Annotated in this window: 20 protein-coding genes; 8 read left to right on the top strand and 12 right to left on the bottom strand. The window is 70.9% G+C overall.

Features of this window, described 5'->3' with window-relative positions:
* The first annotated feature begins 132 nt into the window (after window positions 1–132).
* Window positions 133–1,692: an FG-GAP repeat protein gene (locus IM697_RS03890; protein ID WP_194044696.1), complete on the top strand. Its 1,560-nt coding sequence runs from the start codon at window positions 133–135 to the stop codon at window positions 1,690–1,692.
* Between the two features lie 134 nt (window positions 1,693–1,826).
* On the opposite strand, the gene IM697_RS03885 is transcribed toward IM697_RS03890, so the two are convergent.
* From IM697_RS03885 to IM697_RS03875, 3 genes are all read right to left on the bottom strand, one after another.
* Window positions 1,827–3,359 (bottom strand): cellulase family glycosylhydrolase, encoded by a 1,533-nt coding sequence (locus tag IM697_RS03885; protein ID WP_194044695.1) that lies wholly within the window; start codon window positions 3,357–3,359, stop codon window positions 1,827–1,829.
* 117 nt (window positions 3,360–3,476) lie between these two features.
* Entirely contained in the window at window positions 3,477–4,304 is an 828-nt protein-coding gene (locus IM697_RS03880) for an ABC transporter permease (protein WP_194044694.1), read from the bottom strand.
* Entirely contained in the window at window positions 4,301–5,296 is a 996-nt protein-coding gene (locus tag IM697_RS03875) for an ATP-binding cassette domain-containing protein (protein WP_194044693.1), read from the bottom strand. The genes IM697_RS03880 and IM697_RS03875 overlap by 4 nt, the downstream gene beginning before the upstream one ends.
* Window positions 5,297–5,387: 91 nt before the next feature.
* On the opposite strand from IM697_RS03875, the gene IM697_RS03870 reads away from it, so the two are divergent.
* Both IM697_RS03870 and IM697_RS03865 read left to right on the top strand, forming a co-directional pair.
* Window positions 5,388–6,179 (top strand): TetR/AcrR family transcriptional regulator, encoded by a 792-nt coding sequence (locus IM697_RS03870; protein WP_194044686.1) that lies wholly within the window; start codon window positions 5,388–5,390, stop codon window positions 6,177–6,179.
* A gap of 31 nt (window positions 6,180–6,210) precedes the next feature.
* Window positions 6,211–6,648: a PPOX class F420-dependent oxidoreductase gene (locus tag IM697_RS03865; protein WP_194044684.1), complete on the top strand. Its 438-nt coding sequence runs from the start codon at window positions 6,211–6,213 to the stop codon at window positions 6,646–6,648.
* On the opposite strand, the gene IM697_RS03860 is transcribed toward IM697_RS03865, so the two are convergent.
* The 3 genes from IM697_RS03860 to IM697_RS03850 form a co-directional block, all read right to left on the bottom strand.
* Window positions 6,645–7,196: a hypothetical protein gene (locus tag IM697_RS03860; RefSeq protein ID WP_194044682.1), complete on the bottom strand. Its 552-nt coding sequence runs from the start codon at window positions 7,194–7,196 to the stop codon at window positions 6,645–6,647. The two genes, IM697_RS03865 and IM697_RS03860, sit on opposite strands and share 4 nt — an antisense overlap.
* On the bottom strand, window positions 7,193–7,819 hold the full coding sequence (locus IM697_RS03855) for a hypothetical protein (protein WP_194044681.1): 627 nt from the start codon (window positions 7,817–7,819) through the stop codon (window positions 7,193–7,195). The genes IM697_RS03860 and IM697_RS03855 overlap by 4 nt, the downstream gene beginning before the upstream one ends.
* 69 nt (window positions 7,820–7,888) lie before the next feature.
* Window positions 7,889–8,863, bottom strand: coding sequence for a WD40 repeat domain-containing protein (locus IM697_RS03850; RefSeq protein ID WP_194044680.1), 975 nt, complete (start codon window positions 8,861–8,863; stop codon window positions 7,889–7,891).
* A gap of 154 nt (window positions 8,864–9,017) precedes the next feature.
* Between IM697_RS03850 and IM697_RS03845 the strand changes: the two genes are divergently transcribed.
* Window positions 9,018–9,692 (top strand): SGNH/GDSL hydrolase family protein, encoded by a 675-nt coding sequence (locus tag IM697_RS03845; protein WP_194044678.1) that lies wholly within the window; start codon window positions 9,018–9,020, stop codon window positions 9,690–9,692.
* A gap of 16 nt (window positions 9,693–9,708) precedes the next feature.
* Here the strand turns inward: IM697_RS03845 and IM697_RS03840 are convergent, their stop codons facing one another.
* From IM697_RS03840 to IM697_RS03830, 3 genes are all read right to left on the bottom strand, one after another.
* Window positions 9,709–10,347, bottom strand: coding sequence for a dihydrofolate reductase family protein (locus IM697_RS03840; protein WP_194044676.1), 639 nt, complete (start codon window positions 10,345–10,347; stop codon window positions 9,709–9,711).
* 91 nt (window positions 10,348–10,438) lie between these two features.
* Window positions 10,439–11,383 carry a nuclear transport factor 2 family protein gene (locus IM697_RS03835; protein WP_194044674.1) on the bottom strand — a complete coding sequence of 315 codons (945 nt, stop codon included), beginning with the start codon at window positions 11,381–11,383 and terminating at the stop codon, window positions 10,439–10,441.
* Between the two features lie 75 nt (window positions 11,384–11,458).
* Window positions 11,459–12,274 (bottom strand): class I SAM-dependent methyltransferase, encoded by an 816-nt coding sequence (locus IM697_RS03830; protein WP_194044672.1) that lies wholly within the window; start codon window positions 12,272–12,274, stop codon window positions 11,459–11,461.
* Between the two features lie 172 nt (window positions 12,275–12,446).
* Between IM697_RS03830 and IM697_RS03825 the strand changes: the two genes are divergently transcribed.
* On the top strand, window positions 12,447–14,633 hold the full coding sequence (locus IM697_RS03825) for an FAD-binding protein (RefSeq protein WP_194044670.1): 2,187 nt from the start codon (window positions 12,447–12,449) through the stop codon (window positions 14,631–14,633).
* 114 nt (window positions 14,634–14,747) lie between these two features.
* Here IM697_RS03825 and thpR read toward each other — a convergent pair whose 3' ends face one another.
* Entirely contained in the window at window positions 14,748–15,320 is a 573-nt protein-coding gene (gene thpR, locus IM697_RS03815) for an RNA 2',3'-cyclic phosphodiesterase (RefSeq protein ID WP_194044668.1), read from the bottom strand.
* 114 nt (window positions 15,321–15,434) lie between these two features.
* Between thpR and IM697_RS03810 the strand changes: the two genes are divergently transcribed.
* Entirely contained in the window at window positions 15,435–16,022 is a 588-nt protein-coding gene (locus IM697_RS03810) for a Uma2 family endonuclease (protein ID WP_194044666.1), read from the top strand.
* Between the two features lie 28 nt (window positions 16,023–16,050).
* Window positions 16,051–16,581, top strand: a complete 531-nt coding sequence (locus IM697_RS03805; RefSeq protein ID WP_194044664.1) for a GNAT family N-acetyltransferase — start codon at window positions 16,051–16,053, stop codon at window positions 16,579–16,581.
* A gap of 57 nt (window positions 16,582–16,638) precedes the next feature.
* Here the strand turns inward: IM697_RS03805 and IM697_RS03800 are convergent, their stop codons facing one another.
* On the bottom strand, window positions 16,639–17,997 hold the full coding sequence (locus IM697_RS03800) for an MFS transporter (RefSeq protein WP_194044662.1): 1,359 nt from the start codon (window positions 17,995–17,997) through the stop codon (window positions 16,639–16,641).
* A gap of 27 nt (window positions 17,998–18,024) precedes the next feature.
* Window positions 18,025–18,462: a MarR family winged helix-turn-helix transcriptional regulator gene (locus IM697_RS03795; protein ID WP_194044660.1), complete on the bottom strand. Its 438-nt coding sequence runs from the start codon at window positions 18,460–18,462 to the stop codon at window positions 18,025–18,027.
* A gap of 119 nt (window positions 18,463–18,581) precedes the next feature.
* Between IM697_RS03795 and IM697_RS03790 the strand changes: the two genes are divergently transcribed.
* Window positions 18,582–18,764 carry a ribbon-helix-helix protein, CopG family gene (locus IM697_RS03790; protein WP_048581217.1) on the top strand — a complete coding sequence of 61 codons (183 nt, stop codon included), beginning with the start codon at window positions 18,582–18,584 and terminating at the stop codon, window positions 18,762–18,764.
* The last annotated feature ends 14 nt before the right edge of the window (window positions 18,765–18,778 follow it).

Raw genomic sequence — 18,778 nt, 5'->3', positions numbered from 1 at the left:
CGGGATAACCTGCGTCGTCGACCGCGCGGCCGGGTCTCCGTGACAGTGGTCCGCACCCTCCGGTCACGGGTCTCCACAGCGATTTCCCGTCACGGGGACTCCCGTACGGCCGCAGAGAAGTGAAGGGCAGTCATGGCCGAAGAGAAGGCAACCAGACGTCGGCCCAGGGCATGGCACACGGCCGTCGCCCTGCTCGTGTGCGCGGGTGCGGCGGCCACGGTCGCGCTCGTCGCCGGATCCGGCGGGGCTGCCGCGCCGTACGACTTCAACGGCGACGGCAAGCCGGACCTCACCGTCGGCCTGCCCGGGAACACCGTCGGCGGTCACGCGCGCGCGGGATCGGTCATCATCGCCAACGGCACCTCGACCGGCCCGGCGAGCAGCGCGGTCCGCATCGACCAGGCGTCCCCGGGCGTCTCCGGCGACCCGGAGGCGGACGACAGCTTCGGCCAGTCGGTGGCGAGTTGCGACTTCGACAGCAACGGCTACGCCGACCTGGCGGTCTCCGTCCCCCTGGAGGCCGTCGGCACCACCGAGGGCGCCGGCCTGCTGAGCGTGCACTACGGCAGCTCCGGCGGGATCTACAACTCGCCGAGCGAGGTCTTCACCGAGGACACCACCGGCTACCCCGGCTCCGTCGCCAAGGACGAGATCCTCGCCCACTCGCTGGCCGCCGGCGATGTCAACGGCGACGGCTACTGCGACCTCGCCGTCGGCCAGCCCCTCGACAGCGCCGACGGCGCGTCGAACGCCGGCACCGTCAAGATCATGCTGGGCACGTCCAGCGGACTCAACGCCGCAGACACCGTCCAGATCGACCAGACCACCGCCAACGTCCCCGGCGTCCCCGAGGCCGAGGACCGCTTCGGCGAGCAGCTCGCCGTCGCGGACGTCAACGGCGACGGTGTCGGCGACCTGATCTCCGCCACCATCGGCGAACAGATCTCGGGCAGTTCGGACCGCGGCTCACTGCACATTCTGTACGGGCCCATCAAGAGCGGAGCCCCTGCATCCGGCGGATACGTCGACTCCGGAAACGTCACCGGCATCGGCGAGTTCGCGGGCAGCGCGCTGGCCGTCGGCCACTTCAACGACGACGGATACGCCGACGTCGCCGTCGGCGTCTCCGACCAGCAGGTCGGCGCCAAGGGTGCCGCCGGACGGCTCGCCGTCCTCTACGGCGGCTCCCAGGGACTGTCCGCCACCAGCCGCGTGAAGCTCTTCGACCAGTCCTCGCCCGGCGTCTCCGGCGGACCCGAGTCCGAGGACTCCTTCGCCTCCTCACTCGCCGCGGGCGACTTCGACGGCGACGGCGTGGACGACCTCGTCATCGGCATGCGCAACGAGGCCGCCGGCTCGGCCACCGGCTCCGGCGCCGCCATGATCCTCTTCGGCAACGCCACCGGCGGCATCACCACCAAGGGCGTGCTGTGGATCGACCAGGACACCGCGGGAGTTCCGGGCGCCGTGGCCGCCGCCGACCACTTCGGCTGGACGGTCGGCGCCCTGGACACCGACGGCAACGGCCGCGTCGAACCGCTGGTCGGCGCCCCGGGCAACGCGGCCGGCACGGTCACCGTGCTCAAGGTCAGGCCCGGCACCCTGGAATCGGCCACGGCCCTCGCCGAAGCCGACCTCGGTTTCACCGCGGGCAGCGACGGCGACGCCTTCGGCATCGCGCTGGCGCACTGATCCCGGGAGACGGCCGGCCGACACCACCACGGCACCAGGGGGTGTTGTGAGAGTCCCGCACGGCACCCGCGACGCCCGGCACGCACCCTCGCCGCGGCGGGCGCGGGCACCGCACTGGACCTTCCAAACACCCCCTAGCCGGCCGTACAGCTCACACCCGGCACACCCCCACCCCCAGGCGCGCCCCCGAACCCGAAGGTCGCGGAACCACCCACCGGCACCGACCCGTTGTGCGCAGCGTTGGACGCGGTCACCGTCCCCCCGCTCTGCGTGTACGACGCGTTCCACATGGACGTCACCTGCTGGGACCCGGACCACGTCCAGGTCACCTTCCAGGAGTTGATCGGCGCCGTCCCCGTGTTGGTCACCTTCACCTCGGCGTTGAAGCCGCCGCCCCAGTCGCCGCCGACGGTGTAGGCGGCGCTGCAGGCCGCCGTGCCGCCGCCCGGGTCGGGGTCCGGGTCGCCGCCCCCGCCCCCGGGGAAGCCCGGCGCCTTGATGCTCGCCAGGTACCCGTCCTTCACGGTGTCCACGGTCGTCCAGTCGTCCTTCAGGATCCCGCCCGTGTCACCGGAGTTGGGGTTCCAGGACCAGAACGTCCAGTGGAAGGAGTCCGCGCCGTACGTCGACGTGGACCGCAGGTAGCTCACGAGCGCGGCCAGCCACCTCTGGTCCACCGTCGACTGGAGTGTCGTACCGAACTCGCCGAGCCAGACCGGCGCGATGTTCTGCTTGAAGATGTAACCCCAGTACCTGTCCCAGACACCCGGCATGTTGTCGGGGAACGACGGATCGCTGAACCAGGGCTGCTGGGCCACGCTGGTCGCGTAGTCGTGGGCGGAGTAGACCAGCCGGTTCGGGACGTCGAGCTGGACCGGGTACTGGGCGACGCCCATGAGGTTGCCGCCCCACCAGCCGTTGGCGCCGTCGTACGACTGGACGCCCTCGACCATGATCAGCAGGTCGGGGTTGACGGACAGGACGGCGTTCCCGGCGCGTTGCGCGGCGAGGCGCCAGTCGCGGGTGGTGTCGCCGCAGCCCCAGCAGGCCGGATCGTGCGGCTCGTTGTGCAGGTCGATGCCCACTACGGTGCTGTCGCCCTCGTAACGGCCCGCCAGCGCCTTGAGGTTGGCGATCCACGTCGATTCCGGCACCGATGCCGTGTACCAGAGCGCCGACTGCCCGGCCGCGTCCGGCCGGTGCCGGTCCAGGACGATCTTCAGACCGACCTGACCGGCGTACGCCACGATCTTGTCCATCACCTGCAAGGACGTCAGCCCTCGCAGATCGGCGTTCTTGCCGTCGGCGAAGTTGATGCTGTCCGGCATGGTGCCGGGCTTGAGGATGTCGTCGCTGAAGGGGACGCGGAGGGTGTTGTAGCCCAGCGAGTCGATCTGGTCGAGCATGCTCTTGTAGTCGCGCGTCCACAGGCCGTGGACGACGTGGTTGCCGGTCTCGAAGCCGAACCAGTTGATCCCGGCGATACGGACCGGTTGCCCGGCCGCGTCCAGGATCTGCCGGCCGCTCGTGTGCCAGTAGCCGGCGCCCGCCTCAACGGCCGGTGCGGCGCCGGGCTCGGCGGCGTGGGCCGGCTGTGCGCCGACCCCGGCCAGCGGTAACAGGAGCGCCGCCACCGCGCACAGCGCTCTTCGCAAGCTGCGGAACATGTCGCTGCTTCCTCTCGGAGGCGCGGGCCCGGAACCGATGGGAGCGCTCCCACCTCCCGCACCTCCATGGAAGTCGGGTCACATGAACACGTCAAGAACTACGGCGGCTTTACGACGTCACCGGCTCAGCTTCTGGAACCTGCGCACCGCAAGCGGCAGGAAGATCGCCGTCAGGATCACCGGCCACACCCCCGCCATCAGCAGTGCGTGCTGCTCGACCCAGGAGTCCCCGGCCAGGGCCCCGGGCGGCACTCCGAACAGCTCGCGGGTGGCCGCCGCCGTGGAGGAGATCGGATTCCAGGCCGCCACCCAGCCGAGCCAGTCGGGCATCAGCACCGGCGCGACGAAGATGCTGGAGATCATCGTGAGTGGGAAGGCGACGGCGAACAGGCCGCCCGCGGCCTCCGGGTTGGGGACCAGCAGGCCCAGCCACACCCCGATCCAGATCAGCGCGAACCGCAGCCACAGCAGCAGACCGAAGGCGCCGAGGAAGCCGAGTCCGCCGTCCGGCCGCCAGCCCATCGCGAGGGCGGTCAGCATCATGATCGCCAACTCCGCGCAGGCGGCGAGCAGATCGGTGATGCCGCGCCCGGCGACCACCGCGGACGAGGCCATCGGCATGGAGCGGAAACGGTCGATGACGCCCTTCGTCGAGTCGTAGACGACGAGCGTGGCGGTGTTGATGAAGCCGAACGCCATCGTCATCACGAACATGCCCGGCATCAGGTAGGGCGTGTAGTCCCCGCCGCCGGGCACCTTCATGGCGCTGCCGAAGACATAGCCGTAGAGCAGGACGGACAGGATCGGGAAGCCCAGCTGCCAGGCGATGTTGACCGGTTGGCGCTGGTAGTGGGTCAGACCGCGGCGGACGACGTTCCAGACGTCGGCGAGGGTCCAGTACAGGCGGCTGCGCTCGGCCGGGACGGTCAGGTCGACGGCGGTCATGCGACGGCCCCCTTCTCGGTCTGGTCGGTCTTCTCGGTGCGGTGTCCGGTCAGGCGCAGGAACACGTCGTCGAGGCTCGGCCTGCGCAACCCGATGTCCTCGACCTGGACGCCCTCGTCCTGGAGCGTGCGCGCGACCTCCGTCAGGGCGAAGACCCGGTCGACGACCGGGGCGTGCACCCGCGCCTCCTCCTCGTCCGCCTCGGGTTCGCCGTCCGAGACCCGGGCCACGACCTTCGCCACGCGCGGGATGTCGGACCGCTCGGCGACCACGACCTCGATACGGTCGCCGCCGACGAGGCCCTTGAGCCCGTCCGGGGTGTCGTCGGCGATGGCCCGGCCCTGGTCGATCACGGTGATGCGCGAGGCCAGCTTGTCGGCCTCCTCCAGGTACTGGGTCGTCAGCAGTACGGTCGTGCCGCTCGCCACCAACGCCCGTACCGATTCCCAGACTTCGCCCCTGCTGCGGGGGTCGAGCCCCGTCGTCGGCTCGTCCAGGAAGAGGACGGCCGGGGCGAGGATCATCGAGGCGGCGAGGTCGAGGCGGCGCCGCATGCCGCCGCTGTACTTGCCGACTCCCTTGTCCGCGGCGTCGGTCAGGTCGAACTGCTCCAGCAGCTCGATGGCGCGCAGCTTGGCCCGCCGGCCGCCGAGGTGGAAGAGCCGGCCGAACATCTCCAGGTTCTGCCGGCCGGTGAGCACCTCGTCCACCGCGGCGTACTGCCCGGTGAGGCCGATCCGCGCGCGCACCTCGCGCGACTGCCGGGCCACGTCCAGGCCGGCCACCGTGGCGCGGCCGCCGTCCAGCCTGATCAGCGTGGACAGGATGCGTACGGCGGTGGTCTTGCCCGCGCCGTTCGGCCCGAGCAGGCCGTGCACCGTGCCCTCGCGGACGGTCAGGTCGAAGCCGTCGAGCGCGCGCTTGTCGCCGTAGCGCTTCTCCAGTCCCTCGGCCCGTACCGCGCATCCGTCGCCGTATCCGTCGTCACCCATGGACGGTCCCCCTCTCCATAAACTGAGTACAGCGTACCCGATTGCGAGTACACCGTACCCAGTTTTTTCCCGAGGACTTAAGCTGAGGCCCATGACGAGCGGCAAGGGCGGCACCGGCGGTACGGAGACCAGTGGCAGCGGCGACATCGTCCGCACGCTGGAGCTGCTGTGGGACACGGGCCGACGGCCGAGCCGGGGGCCGAAGCCGACGCTCACCCTGGACAAGATCGTGGAGGCGGCCGTCCGGGTCGCGGACGCCGAGGGCCTGGAGTCGGTGTCCATGCGCCGGGTCGCCGCCGAGCTGGGCACCGGCACGATGTCGCTGTACCGCTATCTGCCGGGCAAGGCCGAGTTGCTCGACCTGATGCTGGACCGCGTGCAGCGCCCCTCCGAGAACCCGGCCGACCTCGGGGACGGCGGCTGGCGCTCGGCGCTGGAGGCGATGGGCCGCGCGAGCCTCGACCTCTACCGCCGCCACCCCTGGCTGCTCCAGGTCAACCAGTCCCGCCCGATCCTCGGTCCGAGCGCGCTGGACGGCATGGAGAAGGTGCTCTCACTCATCCGTCCGATGGGCCTGAGCGACGTCGAGCTGGTCTCCGCGATCATCATGATCGACGGCTATGTGGTCGGCGCGGCGCGCACCCAGCTGTACCAGCGGGAGGCGGAGCGCCGGACGGGCCTGACGGACACGGAGTTCTGGGCGGCGCAGGCCCCGGTCCTGGAGAAGGTCCTGGCGTCCGGGCGCTACCCCCTGATGGCCTCCCTCGACGAGAACACCTGGGGTCCCGACTTCGACCACTTCGAGTTCGGGTTGCAGCGGATCCTGGACGGGCTGGAGGTCTTCGCCGCCCGACGGGCCAAGGAGCGCGGCGGGGAGGGATGACAAGCGGGGCGGACGGTGCCTCCATGGAGACATGGACACTCCGCGCACAGAGCCCGCCCCCGAGCTAGCCCGCTTCGTCAAGCAGTGGGCCGTCCTGCTCACCAGCCACCGCAGGGACGGCACGGGCGTCGGCACCCCCGTGAACATCGCCGTCGACGGCGACCACGCGTACTTCCGCACCCCGGGCAAGGCGGGCAAGGTCAAACGCCTCCGCCGCGACCCCGAGATCGAGGTCGCCCCCGCCACCTTCCGCGGCCGCCCCACCGGCCCGGAGATCCACGCCCGGGCCCGCCTGCTGGCCCCCGGCAGCGCGGAGGACCAGCACGCGGCGAAGCTCCTGCGCCACAAGCACCCCGTCCTGCAGGGCGTGGTGGTGCCGCTGACACACCGGCTGATGGGGACACCGACGCTGCACTACGAGGTACGGCCGCTGGAGGGTCCTGCTCAGGGACAGGGCCAAGTGGGCTAGGGCATCGGCTCGGCGACCATGGCGATCCAGCTCAGGACGGCCACGGGGAGGGCGACCACGACGGCGTAGCCCACTCGGTCGGCCACCTTCTGGCGCCGGGACGGCTCCCGGCGGTGGGACTCGCGGCGGGCGGCCTGGCCGCGCGGCTTGATCGCCTGGTACGCGAGAACCGCGAGGACCACCACACAGACCGCGACCTGCCAGAGCTCACCCACGACGCCCCAGAACCCGAACCGCTGAACCGTGTCCGGCTCGATGCCCTGCCGTGCGTCGAACTCGTAGCCGTCGGGGTAGTCGTGTCCGGTGCTCTCCAGGCGCACGTATTCCGCGCCGGCAGCGGTGCCGCCGTCCGGCGTGAAGTTCCCGTGGCAGTCGTAGTCGGAGTTCTTGCCGCTGAGGTCGGTGTCGTAGCAGCGCTCCACCTTGTACGTGCCCGCTGTGCCGTAGATCCCGGCCGACAGCGCGAGGTCGGCGGTGGCGGTGACGAGCCAGAACGTGCCGACGAGGGCGAGAGCGACACCGCACACCCACCCGAGGACGCGCTTCATCCGCCCACCATGATGTTCGGTTCCTTCTCCAGCAGCCGGGAGATTCCGGCCTGTTCGGCAAGCGCCCTGCGCTGCGGACCGGCCTGCGCGCGCTCCTGCTCGTACTTCGCCCAGGGCGCGGGCTGCACGAAGAGCATGGCGTTGCTCCCCGGCACGATCATGACGCCGCCGAAGGCCGGGTCACCGGCGAACCAACAGCCGCCCCCTTCGGCCTCCTCCGGCCAGCGGCGCACCGTCGAGGCGTTGACCGCGCGCAGCGAAGGGGCACCGTGCTGCCCGCGCACCGAGAGCCGGACGGTGTGCACATCCCCGAGGTACTTCCACTCCGAGCCCTTCTTGGACACCCGCGTGCGGTACTCCATGGGGTAGGTGCGCAGTACCTTCTCGCACACCTTGAGCCGCGCCCCGTGGCGCAACCGGAGCAGGAGAAAGATCAGCACGAAGAAACCGGCCGGGACGGCGAACGCGGGCAGGGCGGCGTCATAACCGACCAGGTGCGCCACATACGGCACGGCGAAGAGGGCGACGGCCAGCGTGAGGCGCGTAGCTATGTGCCGGTGGAGCAGCGTGCGGTTGTGTCTGAGCACCAGCGCGGCTTCGGGGGCTATGGGTGGATTGTCCATGGGGAGACGGTTGAACCTTCGTGCAAGATCGCGTCCTGGGCACCGGTGAAGCTATCAGGGCCCGCCCCCTCACCCCCGCCGGAACAGCCGCCGCAGACCGAACAGGACGACGCACGCGACGACCACGGCCACGGCGCCGACCTTGAGGTCGCCGGCGGGGCCGTTGTCGTCGTCGTCGGAGGAGGCCGAACTGCCGTTGCCGGAGGAGGAGTCGGAGGATCCCGCGGCGCCGGGGGCGTCGTTGGCCACCACCTCGCTGTCGGCGCCCTCGCTGCCGAGCAGGAGTTTGGTGCCGTCGGGGGTGTAGGTGGCGGACTCGCCCTGGGTGCCGAGGGTCACGCTGATGCGCTCCAGGCGCTTGAGTTCGCCGCCGTTCCAGTCGTACGCGATGCCGCCGAGGTAGCCGCGTACGGCGAGCGTGTCGCCGTCCGGGGAGAAGGCGGCGTCGGTGGCCCACAGGTCGACGGGGACCGTGGGCTTGAAGACGTTGGTGCCCGAGGGGGAGAGCTCGGCCGGTCCCTCGTACAGGTGGCCGCCCTCCTCCTGCTTGTCGATGAGGTACACCCGGCCGGTCTTGGGGTGCACGGCCATCGACTCGGCGTCGCGGGTGCCGTCGGAGTACTTCACCACGTACTGCGTGGCCCGGATCGTCTGGTCCTTGAGGTTCTTGGGCTCGGGGAGGCGGTAGATCCACACATACGGCCACTGCACACCGTCGTTGTCGCCTATGTCGCCGACCCACAGCTCGTTGTTCGGGCCCATGGAGATCGCCTCTACGTCCCGCGGGGTGCCGACGCCCGTCATGGTGATCGTCGCGACCGTCTCGCCGGTGCCGCTGTCCACGGCGTAGAGGTAGGCGCCCTTGTCCTGGTCGTTGTGCGTCCAGTAGATGCCCGGGTGCTGACGTGAGGCGGCGAGGCCGCTGGACTCCGTGATGCGCGGGTCCTTGATCGTGAAGCCCTCGTCGCCGTCGGCGGCGGAGGCGGGCAGGGCACAGGTGCCCACGAGCAGGATCCCGGCGATAAGGGCGAACGGTCGACGCATGACCCAAGACTGCCATCCGGCCCGGCGATTCGGCGGTTCGGCGGCGAGGCGGGCGGCGAGGCGGCCCCTCGGAGCGGGTGGACCTCTCGGAGCGTGGCGCGCTTCACACCCCTCCCGCCCCTACCGCCCGGTAGCGATCGTCCATCATGAGCGGATGCTCAGGTTCATGCCCGTCGGCGACTCCATGACCATCGGCAGCGCCGGCGAACACACATGGCGCTACCGCATGTGGCGGCACCTGCGTGAGACGTACGGCGGCCCCTTCGCGCTCGTCGGCCCGCGCGAGACGCTGTACGACAAGGCGACCGACGCACCCACGTCGTACGAGTACGCCGACCCCGCCTTCCCCCGCGCCCATCTGGCCGGCTGGGGCGAGGGCTGGCTGCACATGGCGCCGCTCATCGGCGAGGCGGTGCGGTCGTGCCGGGCGGACGTGCTGCTGGTGTCGCTGGGCCTGATCGACCTGGGCTTCTACACGAACGCCGAGCAGACGGCGGGGAACGTGCGGGAGTTCGTCGCCGAGGCCCGCGCGGCGAACCCACGCGTCCGCATGGTCGTCCTCCCCGTCGTCCCGAACGTGCGCGCCGAGTCGGACGCGCCCTTCGCCGCCGAGGTCGCCCGCTTCAACGAACTGCTGGCGAAGGCGGTCGCGGACCTGGACGAGCCCCGCTCACCCCTGCTCCTGGCGTCGCCGCCACCGTCGTACGACATCCATCTCGACACCTACGACGGCACCCATCCGAACGCGAGCGGCGAGCACAGGATCGCGGAGGCGTTCGCGGAGGCGATGTACCAGGCGTGGGACCTGGGCGAGCCCTACGCGGCCTGACTCCCCGTCGGCGCTCTCAGCGGCGGACCAGCACCGCGTGTGTGACGTTCGGTGAGCCGACCAGTTCGGACACCCGGTAGCCGTCGATCCCGTCGCCCAGGTTGTCGAGCAGCCGCTCCCCGCGCCCGATGAGCATCGGCGCGATCACCAGGTGGAGTTCGTCGATCAGCCCGGCGCGCAGATACTGCTGGATGACCGCCGCTCCGCCGCCGATCCGGACGTCCTTGCCGTCCGCGGCGTCGAACGCGCGCCGGAGCACCGTCTCCAGCGGCTCGTCGGTGAAGTGGAAGGTGGTTCCGCCGGCCATCTCCAGCGCCGGGCGCGGATGGTGGGTGTGCACGAAGACGTCGTGGTGGTAGGGCGGGTTGTCGCCCCACCAGCCCTGCCAGGACTCGTCCTGCCACGGCCCGCGCTGCGGCCCGAACATGTTCCGCCCCATGATCGTGGCGCCGATGTTCTGATCGCCGCGGACGAAGTAGTCGACGTCGATCCCGGTCTTCCCCGCGGCCGCGTCCTGCGTCGCGGAGATGAACCAGCTGTGCAGGTCGTCGCCCCAGCCGACGCCGTCGCCGAACGGAGCGTCCAGCCGCTGGTTCGGGCCGGCCGCGAAGCCGTCGAGGGAGATCGTCACGTTGTGTACCCGGACCTTGGGCATGGCCTTCGCCTCTCGTGTGGGTGTCCTTCTCTCACCTGTGCGTCGTACAGAGCCTCCCTGGATCGACATCCACCCACATTTTTTTGTGGCACTAGAACATGGTGTTGTCGTTCGCCGACGAGGCCGGCACGTCCTGGATCACGTCCCAGTGCTCCACGATCTTCCCGCCCCGCACCCGGAACAGATCCACGATCGCCTGCCCCCGCTCCCCCGGCGCGTTCACATAGTGGCTGTGGACCGCCACCAGGTCGCCCTGCGCGATCACCCGCTTCGGCGTGACCGTCAGCTGCGGGAACGCCTCGAAGTACCCGCCCAGCCCGGCCTTCACGCCCGCCACGCCGTCCGCGATGGCCGGGTTGTGCTGGTGGTACTCGGGACCCCAGTACCGGTCGATCGCGGACAGGTCCTTGCGGACGAGGAGTTGGTCGAAGGCCTCGGTGACGAGCCGCTTGTTGTACGCCGTCAGCCACCCCGGCCCCGGCCGCTGGGTCCGCGGCCAGCTCTCCGTCGAGAACATGTCGTTGCCGTTGGCCGAAGTCTCGGGGACCGCCTGCCCCACATCCCAGTGCTCGGCGATCTTCCCGCCCTGGAAGCGGAAGATGTCGAAGACCGCCATGCCCCGCGTGCCCGGAGTCATCACCACGTTCGAGTGCACCAGCACCAGGTCGCCCTCGGAGATGACCCGCTCGATGTCGTACTCGGCGTCCGGGAACTGCTGGTGGATCGAGACGCCCAGGTTCTTCAGCGCCTCCGCCCCGTCCGGCGCGAGCGGGTTGTGCTGGATGTAGTCGGGGCGGACGTAGCGGTCGACGACCTCGGTGTCGCCCTGCTCGAACACGCCCTTGAGGACGCGCTCAGTGACGGCCTTCTGGTAGCCGAGGCGGGCGTGATCGCCGTAGCCGGCGTAACCGGCGTAGTCGGACGCGGCGGATGCGGAAGGTGCCGCGGCGGCGGGGACGGTGGCGGCGCCCAGGAGGGCCGTGGACACCAGGACGGCTGCTACGAGCGCCCTGCGGGCAGGCGTGGTGGGGGTCACGGGTGCTCACTCTCGATAGATATTGAAAGTTCAAGCTGACGCTCCCCACAGGAAAGCACTAACTTCCAGTTAGCGTCAAGATCCTCGGCGCTCCGCCAGCGCCACGTTCGCCGCCACCGGGAACGCCAACCCGTTGGCCACGCACGGCGTCAGACGCCCCGTCACCTTCGAGGCGACGGTGTCCCGTTCGGGCCCGGGGATGGACGGGAGCGGCGCCGCGTCCAGGAAGGCCTCGACCCAGGCGTGGGCCGAGGTGCAGCGGACCGTGCGGGTGACCCGGGTGACCCGCACGTCGGTGAAGCCCGCCTCGGTGAGCAGGCGGTGCAGTTCCGCCGGGTCGGCCAGGTCGAAGATCGCGTGCAGGAACCGTACCGCCGGACCGGGAGTCGTCAGCGTCTCCTCGAAGGCGGACTCGAAGGGGTGGAACCCCGGTGACCGGTCGTCGCACCAGACACTGAGCGCGACCCGGCCGCCGGGAGCCATCACCCGGCGCAGTTCACGCAGGGCCAGCAGCCGGTCGGGGAAGAACTGCAGCCCCTGCTGGCAGAACGCGATGTCGAAGGCGTCGCCGGGCAGGCCCGTGTCCAGCGCGTCGGCCTGCTTCCAGGTGATCGGAGCGCCGCCGGACGGGGTGTGCCGGCGGGCCAGGGTCAGCATGTCCTCGTTCAGGTCGACGCCCGTCACCCTGCCCGTCGGCCCCACCGCGGCAGCCGCCTTCCGGGCCACCACACCCGTCCCGCAGGCCAGGTCGAGCACCCGCTCACCCGGCCGTGGGCCGACGAGGTCGACCAGCGTCCGCGCCCACGGCTCGAAGAGCACCGGGACGAGGTGGCGCTCGTAGTTCTCGGCGGTGGTGGACTTCTCCCAGGCGGCCTCGATGCGTGTGGTCATGTCGTTCACCCCTTTCCCGCATTCGCGCTTTCGCGCTGTCCCGCTTCCCCCGCTTCCCCCGCTTCCCTTCGAGCGTCGACCGGGCGGCGGGAGCGGGCCAGGACACTCTGTGAACCCCCGCGGTTCACAAACAGAACTGGTCGTCGCGCACCCCCGGCCCGACACTGGTGTCGTGCGCAGCTACGGGCAGTTCTGCCCCATCGCGAGAGGTTCCGGGCTCATCGCCGAGCGGTGGACGCCGATCATCCTGCGCAACGTGCTGCTGGGCTGCCGTACCTTCAACGAGATCGCGGCCGGCGCCCCCGGCCTGTCGCGCGCGCTGCTGGCCCGGCGGCTGCGGGAGCTGGAGCGCGCCGGCGTCGTCACGGTCCGCCCCAAGCCGGACGGCCGGGGCTCGTACTACCTGCCCACCCCGTCGGGCCGGGAGCTGTGGCCGGTGCTCCAGGCGCTCGGTGACTGGGCGGAGCGCTGGATGGACGTCACCGCCGAGGACGCCGATCCGGACCTGGTGGTGTGGTCCTGGTGCCAGTCGTCGCTGCGCCGCGACCTGCTGCCCGAGCGGCGGGTGGTGGTGCGGTTCGAGTTCGCGCCCGACGGCTCCGGAGCGGCCGACGGCTCAGGCGCGGCCCACAGCTCCCGGTCCCCCGGCGCCCTCACCCGGGTATGGCTGCTCCTGGAACGGGGCCGGGGCGAGGTCTGCGGGTTCGACCCCGGATTCGGTGACGACCTGGTGGTCACCGTCGACGACCCGCTGGCCTTCGCGCGCTGGCACCTCGGCCTGGTCGAGTGGTCCACGGCGCTCAAGTCCGGCGCGATCCGGGTCGAGGGCCCGCGCGACCTGCGCCGGGCGCTGCCCACCTGGAACTCCTACCCGCAGACACGGGCCCGGCGCCGGGCCGAACACCGCCGCGCGCCCGGCGGCCCGCAGCCGCTGCCCCCGGAGGCGGTGCCGTCCGCCACGGCTCCGCGGCGCGACCCGCCCTGGCGCACGGTGCGCACACGGACCCGCTCCACCACCGTCCCCGGTTTCAGCGGCCGCCTCGTCACCCCGCGCGACGCCGACTACGACGCCGTACGCGCCGTGTGGAACGGCGCCGTCGACCGCCGCCCACGCTTCATCGCCCGCTGTCTCTCCCCCTCCGACGTGGCCGCCGCCATCGGGTTCGCCCGCGAGCGGGGGCTGGCCGTCACGGTGCGGGGCGGCGGGCACGGGGTGGCCGGGAACGCGCTGTGCGACGACGGGCTGGTCGTCGACCTCTCCGCGATGAAGAGCGTGAGCGTCGACCCGGCCCGGCGCACGGCGACCGCCGGGCCCGGCACGCTCTGGGGCGAACTCGACACCGCCGCCCAGGCGTTCGGGCTCGCGGTGACCGGAGGGGTCGTCTCCCACACCGGGATCTCGGGGCTCACCCTGGGCGGCGGTCTGGGCTGGCTGATGCGCCGCCACGGTCTGACGGTCGACAACCTCACGCGGGCCGAGCTGATCACCGCCGACGGACGGCCCCTGACCGCCGACGAGCACGACGAACCGGAGCTGTTCTGGGGACTTCGGGGCGGCGGGGGCGGGCTGGGCGCGGTCACCTCCTTCACGTACCGGCTCCACCCGGTGGGCCCGGAGGTGCTCGCCGGGCCGGTCCTGTGGCCGCTCGAGGACGCCCCCGCCGTCCTGCGCGCCTACCGGGAGCACGCCGCCTGCGCACCGCCCGAGGTCGCCACCGTCGTGACGCTGCGCCGCGCGCCCGCCGCGCCCTTCCTGCCGGTCGAGACGCACGGCCGCCCGGTCTGCATGATCACCATGCTGGCGCTGGCCGACGGGGACGCGGCGGAACGACTGCTGGCCCCGCTGCGCGCTCTGGGCCGCCCGCTGCTGGACCTGGTCCGCCGACGCCCCTATACGGCACTCCAGTCGATGTTCGACACGGTCGTCCCGGCCGGCTGGCACTACTACTGGAAGTCGACCGGACTGCGGGAGCTGGACGACGACGTGATCGACACCATGACCGAGCACGCCGCCCGGGCCCGTTCCACGCGCAGCTACGCGATCCTCTTCCACCTCGGCGGCGCCGTCGCCGAGACCGACCCCGCCGCCACCTCCTTCGCCCACCGGGCCGTGCCCCACCACCTCAACGTCAACGCGGTGTGGCTGCCCCGGCAGGACGACTCCCTCGGCGCCGTCGAGCGGGCCTGGGCGCGGGACTTCGTCGCCGCCCTCACGCCGTACGGCGAGGGGGTGTACGTCAATTTCCTCGACCGGGACGACCGGGGCCGCCTGCCCGAGGCGTACGACACCCCGACCCATGCCCGGCTGACGGAACTGCGCCGCCGCGTCGATCCGGACGGCGTCTTCGGCACCGCGTGAGCGGGCCGCCGCGCTCACCTGCCGAGCGCGGAGGCCAGGGCGACGACGACGAACATCAGCACGAGCGCACCGGCCATGATCCGGTTCCGGGTCTTCGGGTCCACGGGTACGAGCCTAACCGGGCGCCCCGAGCGGCCAGCGGGCGACCGCCTCGTAACGGGGCTGCTCACCCGCGATCCCGGACGTCGGCAGATTGCTGCGCATCAGCACCAGCTCGCCCACGGTCCAGGTACGGCTCGTGAACTCGGCGAGGGCCGCGAGATACGCCCGTACGTTCACCGCCGACCGGCTCCTGGCCACCGTGAGGTGGGCCTTGTAACGGCGGTGCTCCCCCATGTCCACCCCCGCCTTCCGCGCCGCCGCCTCGCTCCGGTCGGCCAGCAGGCGCACGGTCGCCAGGTCCCCCTCCGCGCCCGCCCACAGGACGCGCCCGTGCCCGAACTGGCCGCCGCCGCGCAGCGCCAGCCGGAAGGGCGGCGTACGGTGCGCGGCGCGCTCCAGCCGGGCCGACAGATCCGGTACGACGTCGTCGTCGACCTCGCCGTAGAAGGCGAGGGTGAAGTGCCACCCCGGGCGGCCGGTCCAGCGCAGTCCGTCCGCGCCGGGGAGCTTCCGCAGCGCGGCCACTTCCAGGGCGAGTTCCTGGATCACTTCCTCGGGGGGCAGGACGGCGGCGAAGAGTCTCATGCGTCCAGTCTCACTGCCGAACACATGTACGCCCACCCGTGTCCCGGTCACTGTGCGTATCGTTGTACTGCGCGGCTGACCGTGACCGAGCGGCAGCCGGGGAGGAGCGCCACGATGACCGTCCTTGACGACAGGATCGAGATGGCCGAAAGCAGTGACGAGCTCACACTCGACACGATGTTCGGGTGGCTGGAGAAGATGCCCATCCCCGAGGGATACAAGACCGAGATCGTCGGGGGGCAGATCTGCATGTCGCCGCAACGCCGCACTCACTGGCAAATCATCTTCGACATCCTCGACCAGCTGCGCAGTAGGTATCCCAGGCAGCGCCTGATGTCCGACGTACGCATCGACTACCCCGGCCGGCTCAATGGATTCGCCACCGACGTGACTCTGATCGCCGACGACGCGCACTTGGACGACAAGGGTCGCTGGCACTACAAGGACGTCGAATTCGTCGCCGAAGTCATCTCCAAGGACACCGCCGCCAACGACTACGGCCCCAAGAAGACCGCCTACGCCCTCGCCGAGGTGCCGGTGTACCTGATCGTGGACCCGTACACCGCGCAGTGGCACCTGCACACCCAGCCGAAGGACGGCGAGTACCGAGGCGAGCTCAGCCTCGACTTCGGCGACGAGATCGACCTGACCGGGACCGTAGTCGACCTCGTCCTCAAGACCGACGAATTCCCCCGCGGCTGACCGGCTCCGCACCGGAGATCATGGGGCCATGGACAACGGGAGCACGATCACCATCAGAGACGGCGGACCCGACGACCTCCCCGTGATACTCGGCATGCTCGACAGCTGCGTGGAGTGGCTGGTGGCACAGGGGCGGCCGGGGCAGTGGGGGACGAAGCCGCTGTCGCAGCGCCCGACGACGGCGGAGTCGGTGACGCGTCACATGGACGAGGGCCATGCCTTCATCGCCGAGGTCGACGGCGTGCCCGCCGCCACCCTCACCCTCACCGACTCGCCCGGCGCCTACCTGGCCCACCTCCCGCCGCCCGGCGAGCCCGAGCGGTACATCCACTGGCTCGCCTCCGACCGCCGCTTCAAGGGGTACGGCGTGGGCGGCGCCCTGCTGGCGCACGCCGCCGAGGTGACCCGGCAGGCGGGCGTCTCGCTGCTGCGGGTGGACTGCTACGCGGGCGACGACGGCAAGCTCGTCCGCTACTACGAGAGCCACGGCTTCGTCCGCACCGAGACCTACACCGGCAAGGACGACTGGCCGGGGCAGGTGCTGGCCCGCAGAGTCTGATCCGCAGGTGCTGACCCGCCGGCCCTGAGGTTCGCCCTCCGGGCCGCGCACCGGCCCTCAGGCCACCGTCGCCAACCGCTCCGCCTCCCGCTCCCGCTCGCGCGGCACGAACCGCACCTGCGGATGCCCGTGGTTCCAGCCGACCGACAGCCGCAGGCCGCCCACGCGGGCCAGGGCCAGGGCGATCGTCACGGCGGCGACGGCCGTGATCGCGCCGCCCACCGCCAGGCCCGCCCGGACGCCGTAGGTGTCGGTGATCCAGCCGGCGATCGGGGCTCCCAGCGGTGCTCCGCCCATGAACACCATCATGTACAGGGCCATCACACGGCCCCGCATGCCCGGGTCGGTGGCCATCTGGATGCTGCTGTTGGCGGTGACGTTCACCGTCATGCCGAACATCCCGATCGGGGCCATGAGCAGGGCGAACAGCCACAGCGACGGGGCGAACGCGGCCACGATCTCCATCGTGCCGAAGGCCACCGCGCCCGCGATCAGCACCCGCATCCGGGCCGTACCGCGCCGGGCCGCGAGCAGCGCTCCCGCCAGGGAGCCGACCGCCATCAGCGTGTTGAAGAGGCTGTAGGAGCCCGCGCCGGCGTGGAAGACGTCGTCGGCGAAGGCGGAGAGGTAGACCGGGAAGTTGAAGCCGAAGGTGCTGACGAAACCCGCGAGGACGATGGTCCAGATCAGCTCCGGGCGCCCGGCGACATAGCGCAGTCCCTCCCGCAGCTGCCCCTTGCCGCGCGGCGCCCGCTCGACGGCGTGCAGCTCACGCGCCCGCATCAGCAGCAGTCCGGTGATGGGCGCCACGAAGGACAGGCCGTTGGCTAGGAACGCCCAGCCGGTGCCGACGCCGGTGATCATCAGGCCGGCCACGGCGGGGCCGATCAGCCGGGCCGACTGGAAGTTCGCGGAGTTCAGGCTGACCGCGTTCTGGAGCTGGTCGGGGCCGACCATCTCACTCACGAAGGACTGGCGGGCCGGGTTGTCGACGACCGTGGCGAGGCCGACGGCGAAGGCGGCGAGGTAGACGTGCCAGACCTGGACATGTCCGGTGAGCGTCAGAAAGGCCAGAACGAGACCCGTGACCGCCATCGCGGACTGGGTGACGAGCAGCGTACGGCGCTTGGGCAGCCGGTCGACGAGGACGCCGCCGTAGAGGCCGAAGAGCAGCATCGGCAGGAACTGCAGGGCCGTGGTGATGCCGACGGCGGCCGAGGAGCCGGTGAGGGTGAGCACCAGCCAGTCCTGGGCGATGCGCTGCATCCAGGTGCCGGTGTTGGAGACGACCTGGCCGAGGAAGAAGAGGCGGTAGTTCCTGACCTTCAGCGAGCTGAACATCGAGGACTTGCGGGGAACGGCGGTAGAAGGGGTGGTCGGTGCGGGGGCGGAAGCTGCTCCGGATCCCGTACTCAATGGGGGTTCGCCTCCTCGCGAAACGGCTTACAGGTGTGCGAGCTTCTCCAGCACGGGGGCGGCGGCGCGCAGTTTCGCCCACTCGTCCTCGTCGAGACCCTCGACCAGGGTGGCCAGGAAGGCGTTGCGCTTGCGGCGGCTCTCTTCGAGCATCGCCTCGGCCTGCTCGGTCTTCGTGACGACCTTCTGGCGCCGGTCCTCGGGGTGCGGCTCCAGGCGGACCAGTCCCTTGGCCTCCAGCAGGGCCACGATGCGGGTCATCGACGGCGGCTGGACGTGCTCCTTGCGGGCCAGCTCACCCGGGGTGGCCCGGCCACAGAGGGAGAGGGTGCCCAGCACCGACATCTCGGTGGGACTCAGCGACTCGTCGACCCGCTGGTGCTTGAGCCGGCGCGACAGTCGCATCACGGCGGAGCGCAGGGAGTTCACGGCGGCAGCGTCGTCGCCATGGGTAAGGTCCGACATGTTCTTTAGCATACCTCATTACCCTGACTAAAGACCACTCGGCGCACTATCACTCATCCGGGTGATCCAGTGGCGAAACGTGACCCATCGCACCGACGGATGCGGCAACCCTCGTGTCCATGGGGACCAGCGTGCTCAGCCTGCGGATAGACCACGAGCTGCTCGAACGACTCCGAGAGCATGCGGCGAAAAGAGGAATGAGCGTCCAGGACTACGTCGTGCGGACGCTCATTCGCGATGACTTCGACGAGCGGTTCCAGTCCGCGGTCGAGGAGACCGAGAAGTTCTACGGGCTCACGTGAGACCGGCCCGCGGG

Origin of the sequence: Streptomyces ferrugineus (assembly GCF_015160855.1) — a bacterium.
GTDB lineage: Bacteria > Actinomycetota > Actinomycetes > Streptomycetales > Streptomycetaceae > Streptomyces > Streptomyces ferrugineus.
This window is presented reverse-complemented; position numbering and strand designations above follow the sequence as displayed.

Excerpts from the sequence above, each read along its gene's own strand:
- IM697_RS03860 (WP_194044682.1), bottom strand. The coding sequence starts at position 7,196 with ATGAAGCGCGTCCTCGGGTGGGTGTGCGGTGTCGCTCTCGCCCTCGTC.
- IM697_RS03850 (WP_194044680.1), bottom strand. The coding sequence starts at position 8,863 with ATGCGTCGACCGTTCGCCCTTATCGCCGGGATCCTGCTCGTGGGCACC.
- IM697_RS03840 (WP_194044676.1), bottom strand. The coding sequence starts at position 10,347 with ATGCCCAAGGTCCGGGTACACAACGTGACGATCTCCCTCGACGGCTTC.
- IM697_RS03855 (WP_194044681.1), bottom strand. The coding sequence starts at position 7,819 with ATGGACAATCCACCCATAGCCCCCGAAGCCGCGCTGGTGCTCAGACAC.
- IM697_RS03890 (WP_194044696.1), top strand. The coding sequence starts at position 133 with ATGGCCGAAGAGAAGGCAACCAGACGTCGGCCCAGGGCATGGCACACG.
- IM697_RS03805 (WP_194044664.1), top strand. The coding sequence starts at position 16,051 with ATGGACAACGGGAGCACGATCACCATCAGAGACGGCGGACCCGACGAC.
- IM697_RS03870 (WP_194044686.1), top strand. The coding sequence starts at position 5,388 with ATGACGAGCGGCAAGGGCGGCACCGGCGGTACGGAGACCAGTGGCAGC.
- IM697_RS03830 (WP_194044672.1), bottom strand. The coding sequence starts at position 12,274 with ATGACCACACGCATCGAGGCCGCCTGGGAGAAGTCCACCACCGCCGAG.
- IM697_RS03845 (WP_194044678.1), top strand. The coding sequence starts at position 9,018 with ATGCTCAGGTTCATGCCCGTCGGCGACTCCATGACCATCGGCAGCGCC.
- thpR (WP_194044668.1), bottom strand. The coding sequence starts at position 15,320 with ATGAGACTCTTCGCCGCCGTCCTGCCCCCCGAGGAAGTGATCCAGGAA.
- IM697_RS03810 (WP_194044666.1), top strand. The coding sequence starts at position 15,435 with ATGACCGTCCTTGACGACAGGATCGAGATGGCCGAAAGCAGTGACGAG.
- IM697_RS03865 (WP_194044684.1), top strand. The coding sequence starts at position 6,211 with ATGGACACTCCGCGCACAGAGCCCGCCCCCGAGCTAGCCCGCTTCGTC.
- IM697_RS03790 (WP_048581217.1), top strand. The coding sequence starts at position 18,582 with ATGGGGACCAGCGTGCTCAGCCTGCGGATAGACCACGAGCTGCTCGAA.
- IM697_RS03880 (WP_194044694.1), bottom strand. The coding sequence starts at position 4,304 with ATGACCGCCGTCGACCTGACCGTCCCGGCCGAGCGCAGCCGCCTGTAC.
- IM697_RS03875 (WP_194044693.1), bottom strand. The coding sequence starts at position 5,296 with ATGGGTGACGACGGATACGGCGACGGATGCGCGGTACGGGCCGAGGGA.
- IM697_RS03795 (WP_194044660.1), bottom strand. The coding sequence starts at position 18,462 with ATGTCGGACCTTACCCATGGCGACGACGCTGCCGCCGTGAACTCCCTG.
- IM697_RS03885 (WP_194044695.1), bottom strand. The coding sequence starts at position 3,359 with ATGTTCCGCAGCTTGCGAAGAGCGCTGTGCGCGGTGGCGGCGCTCCTG.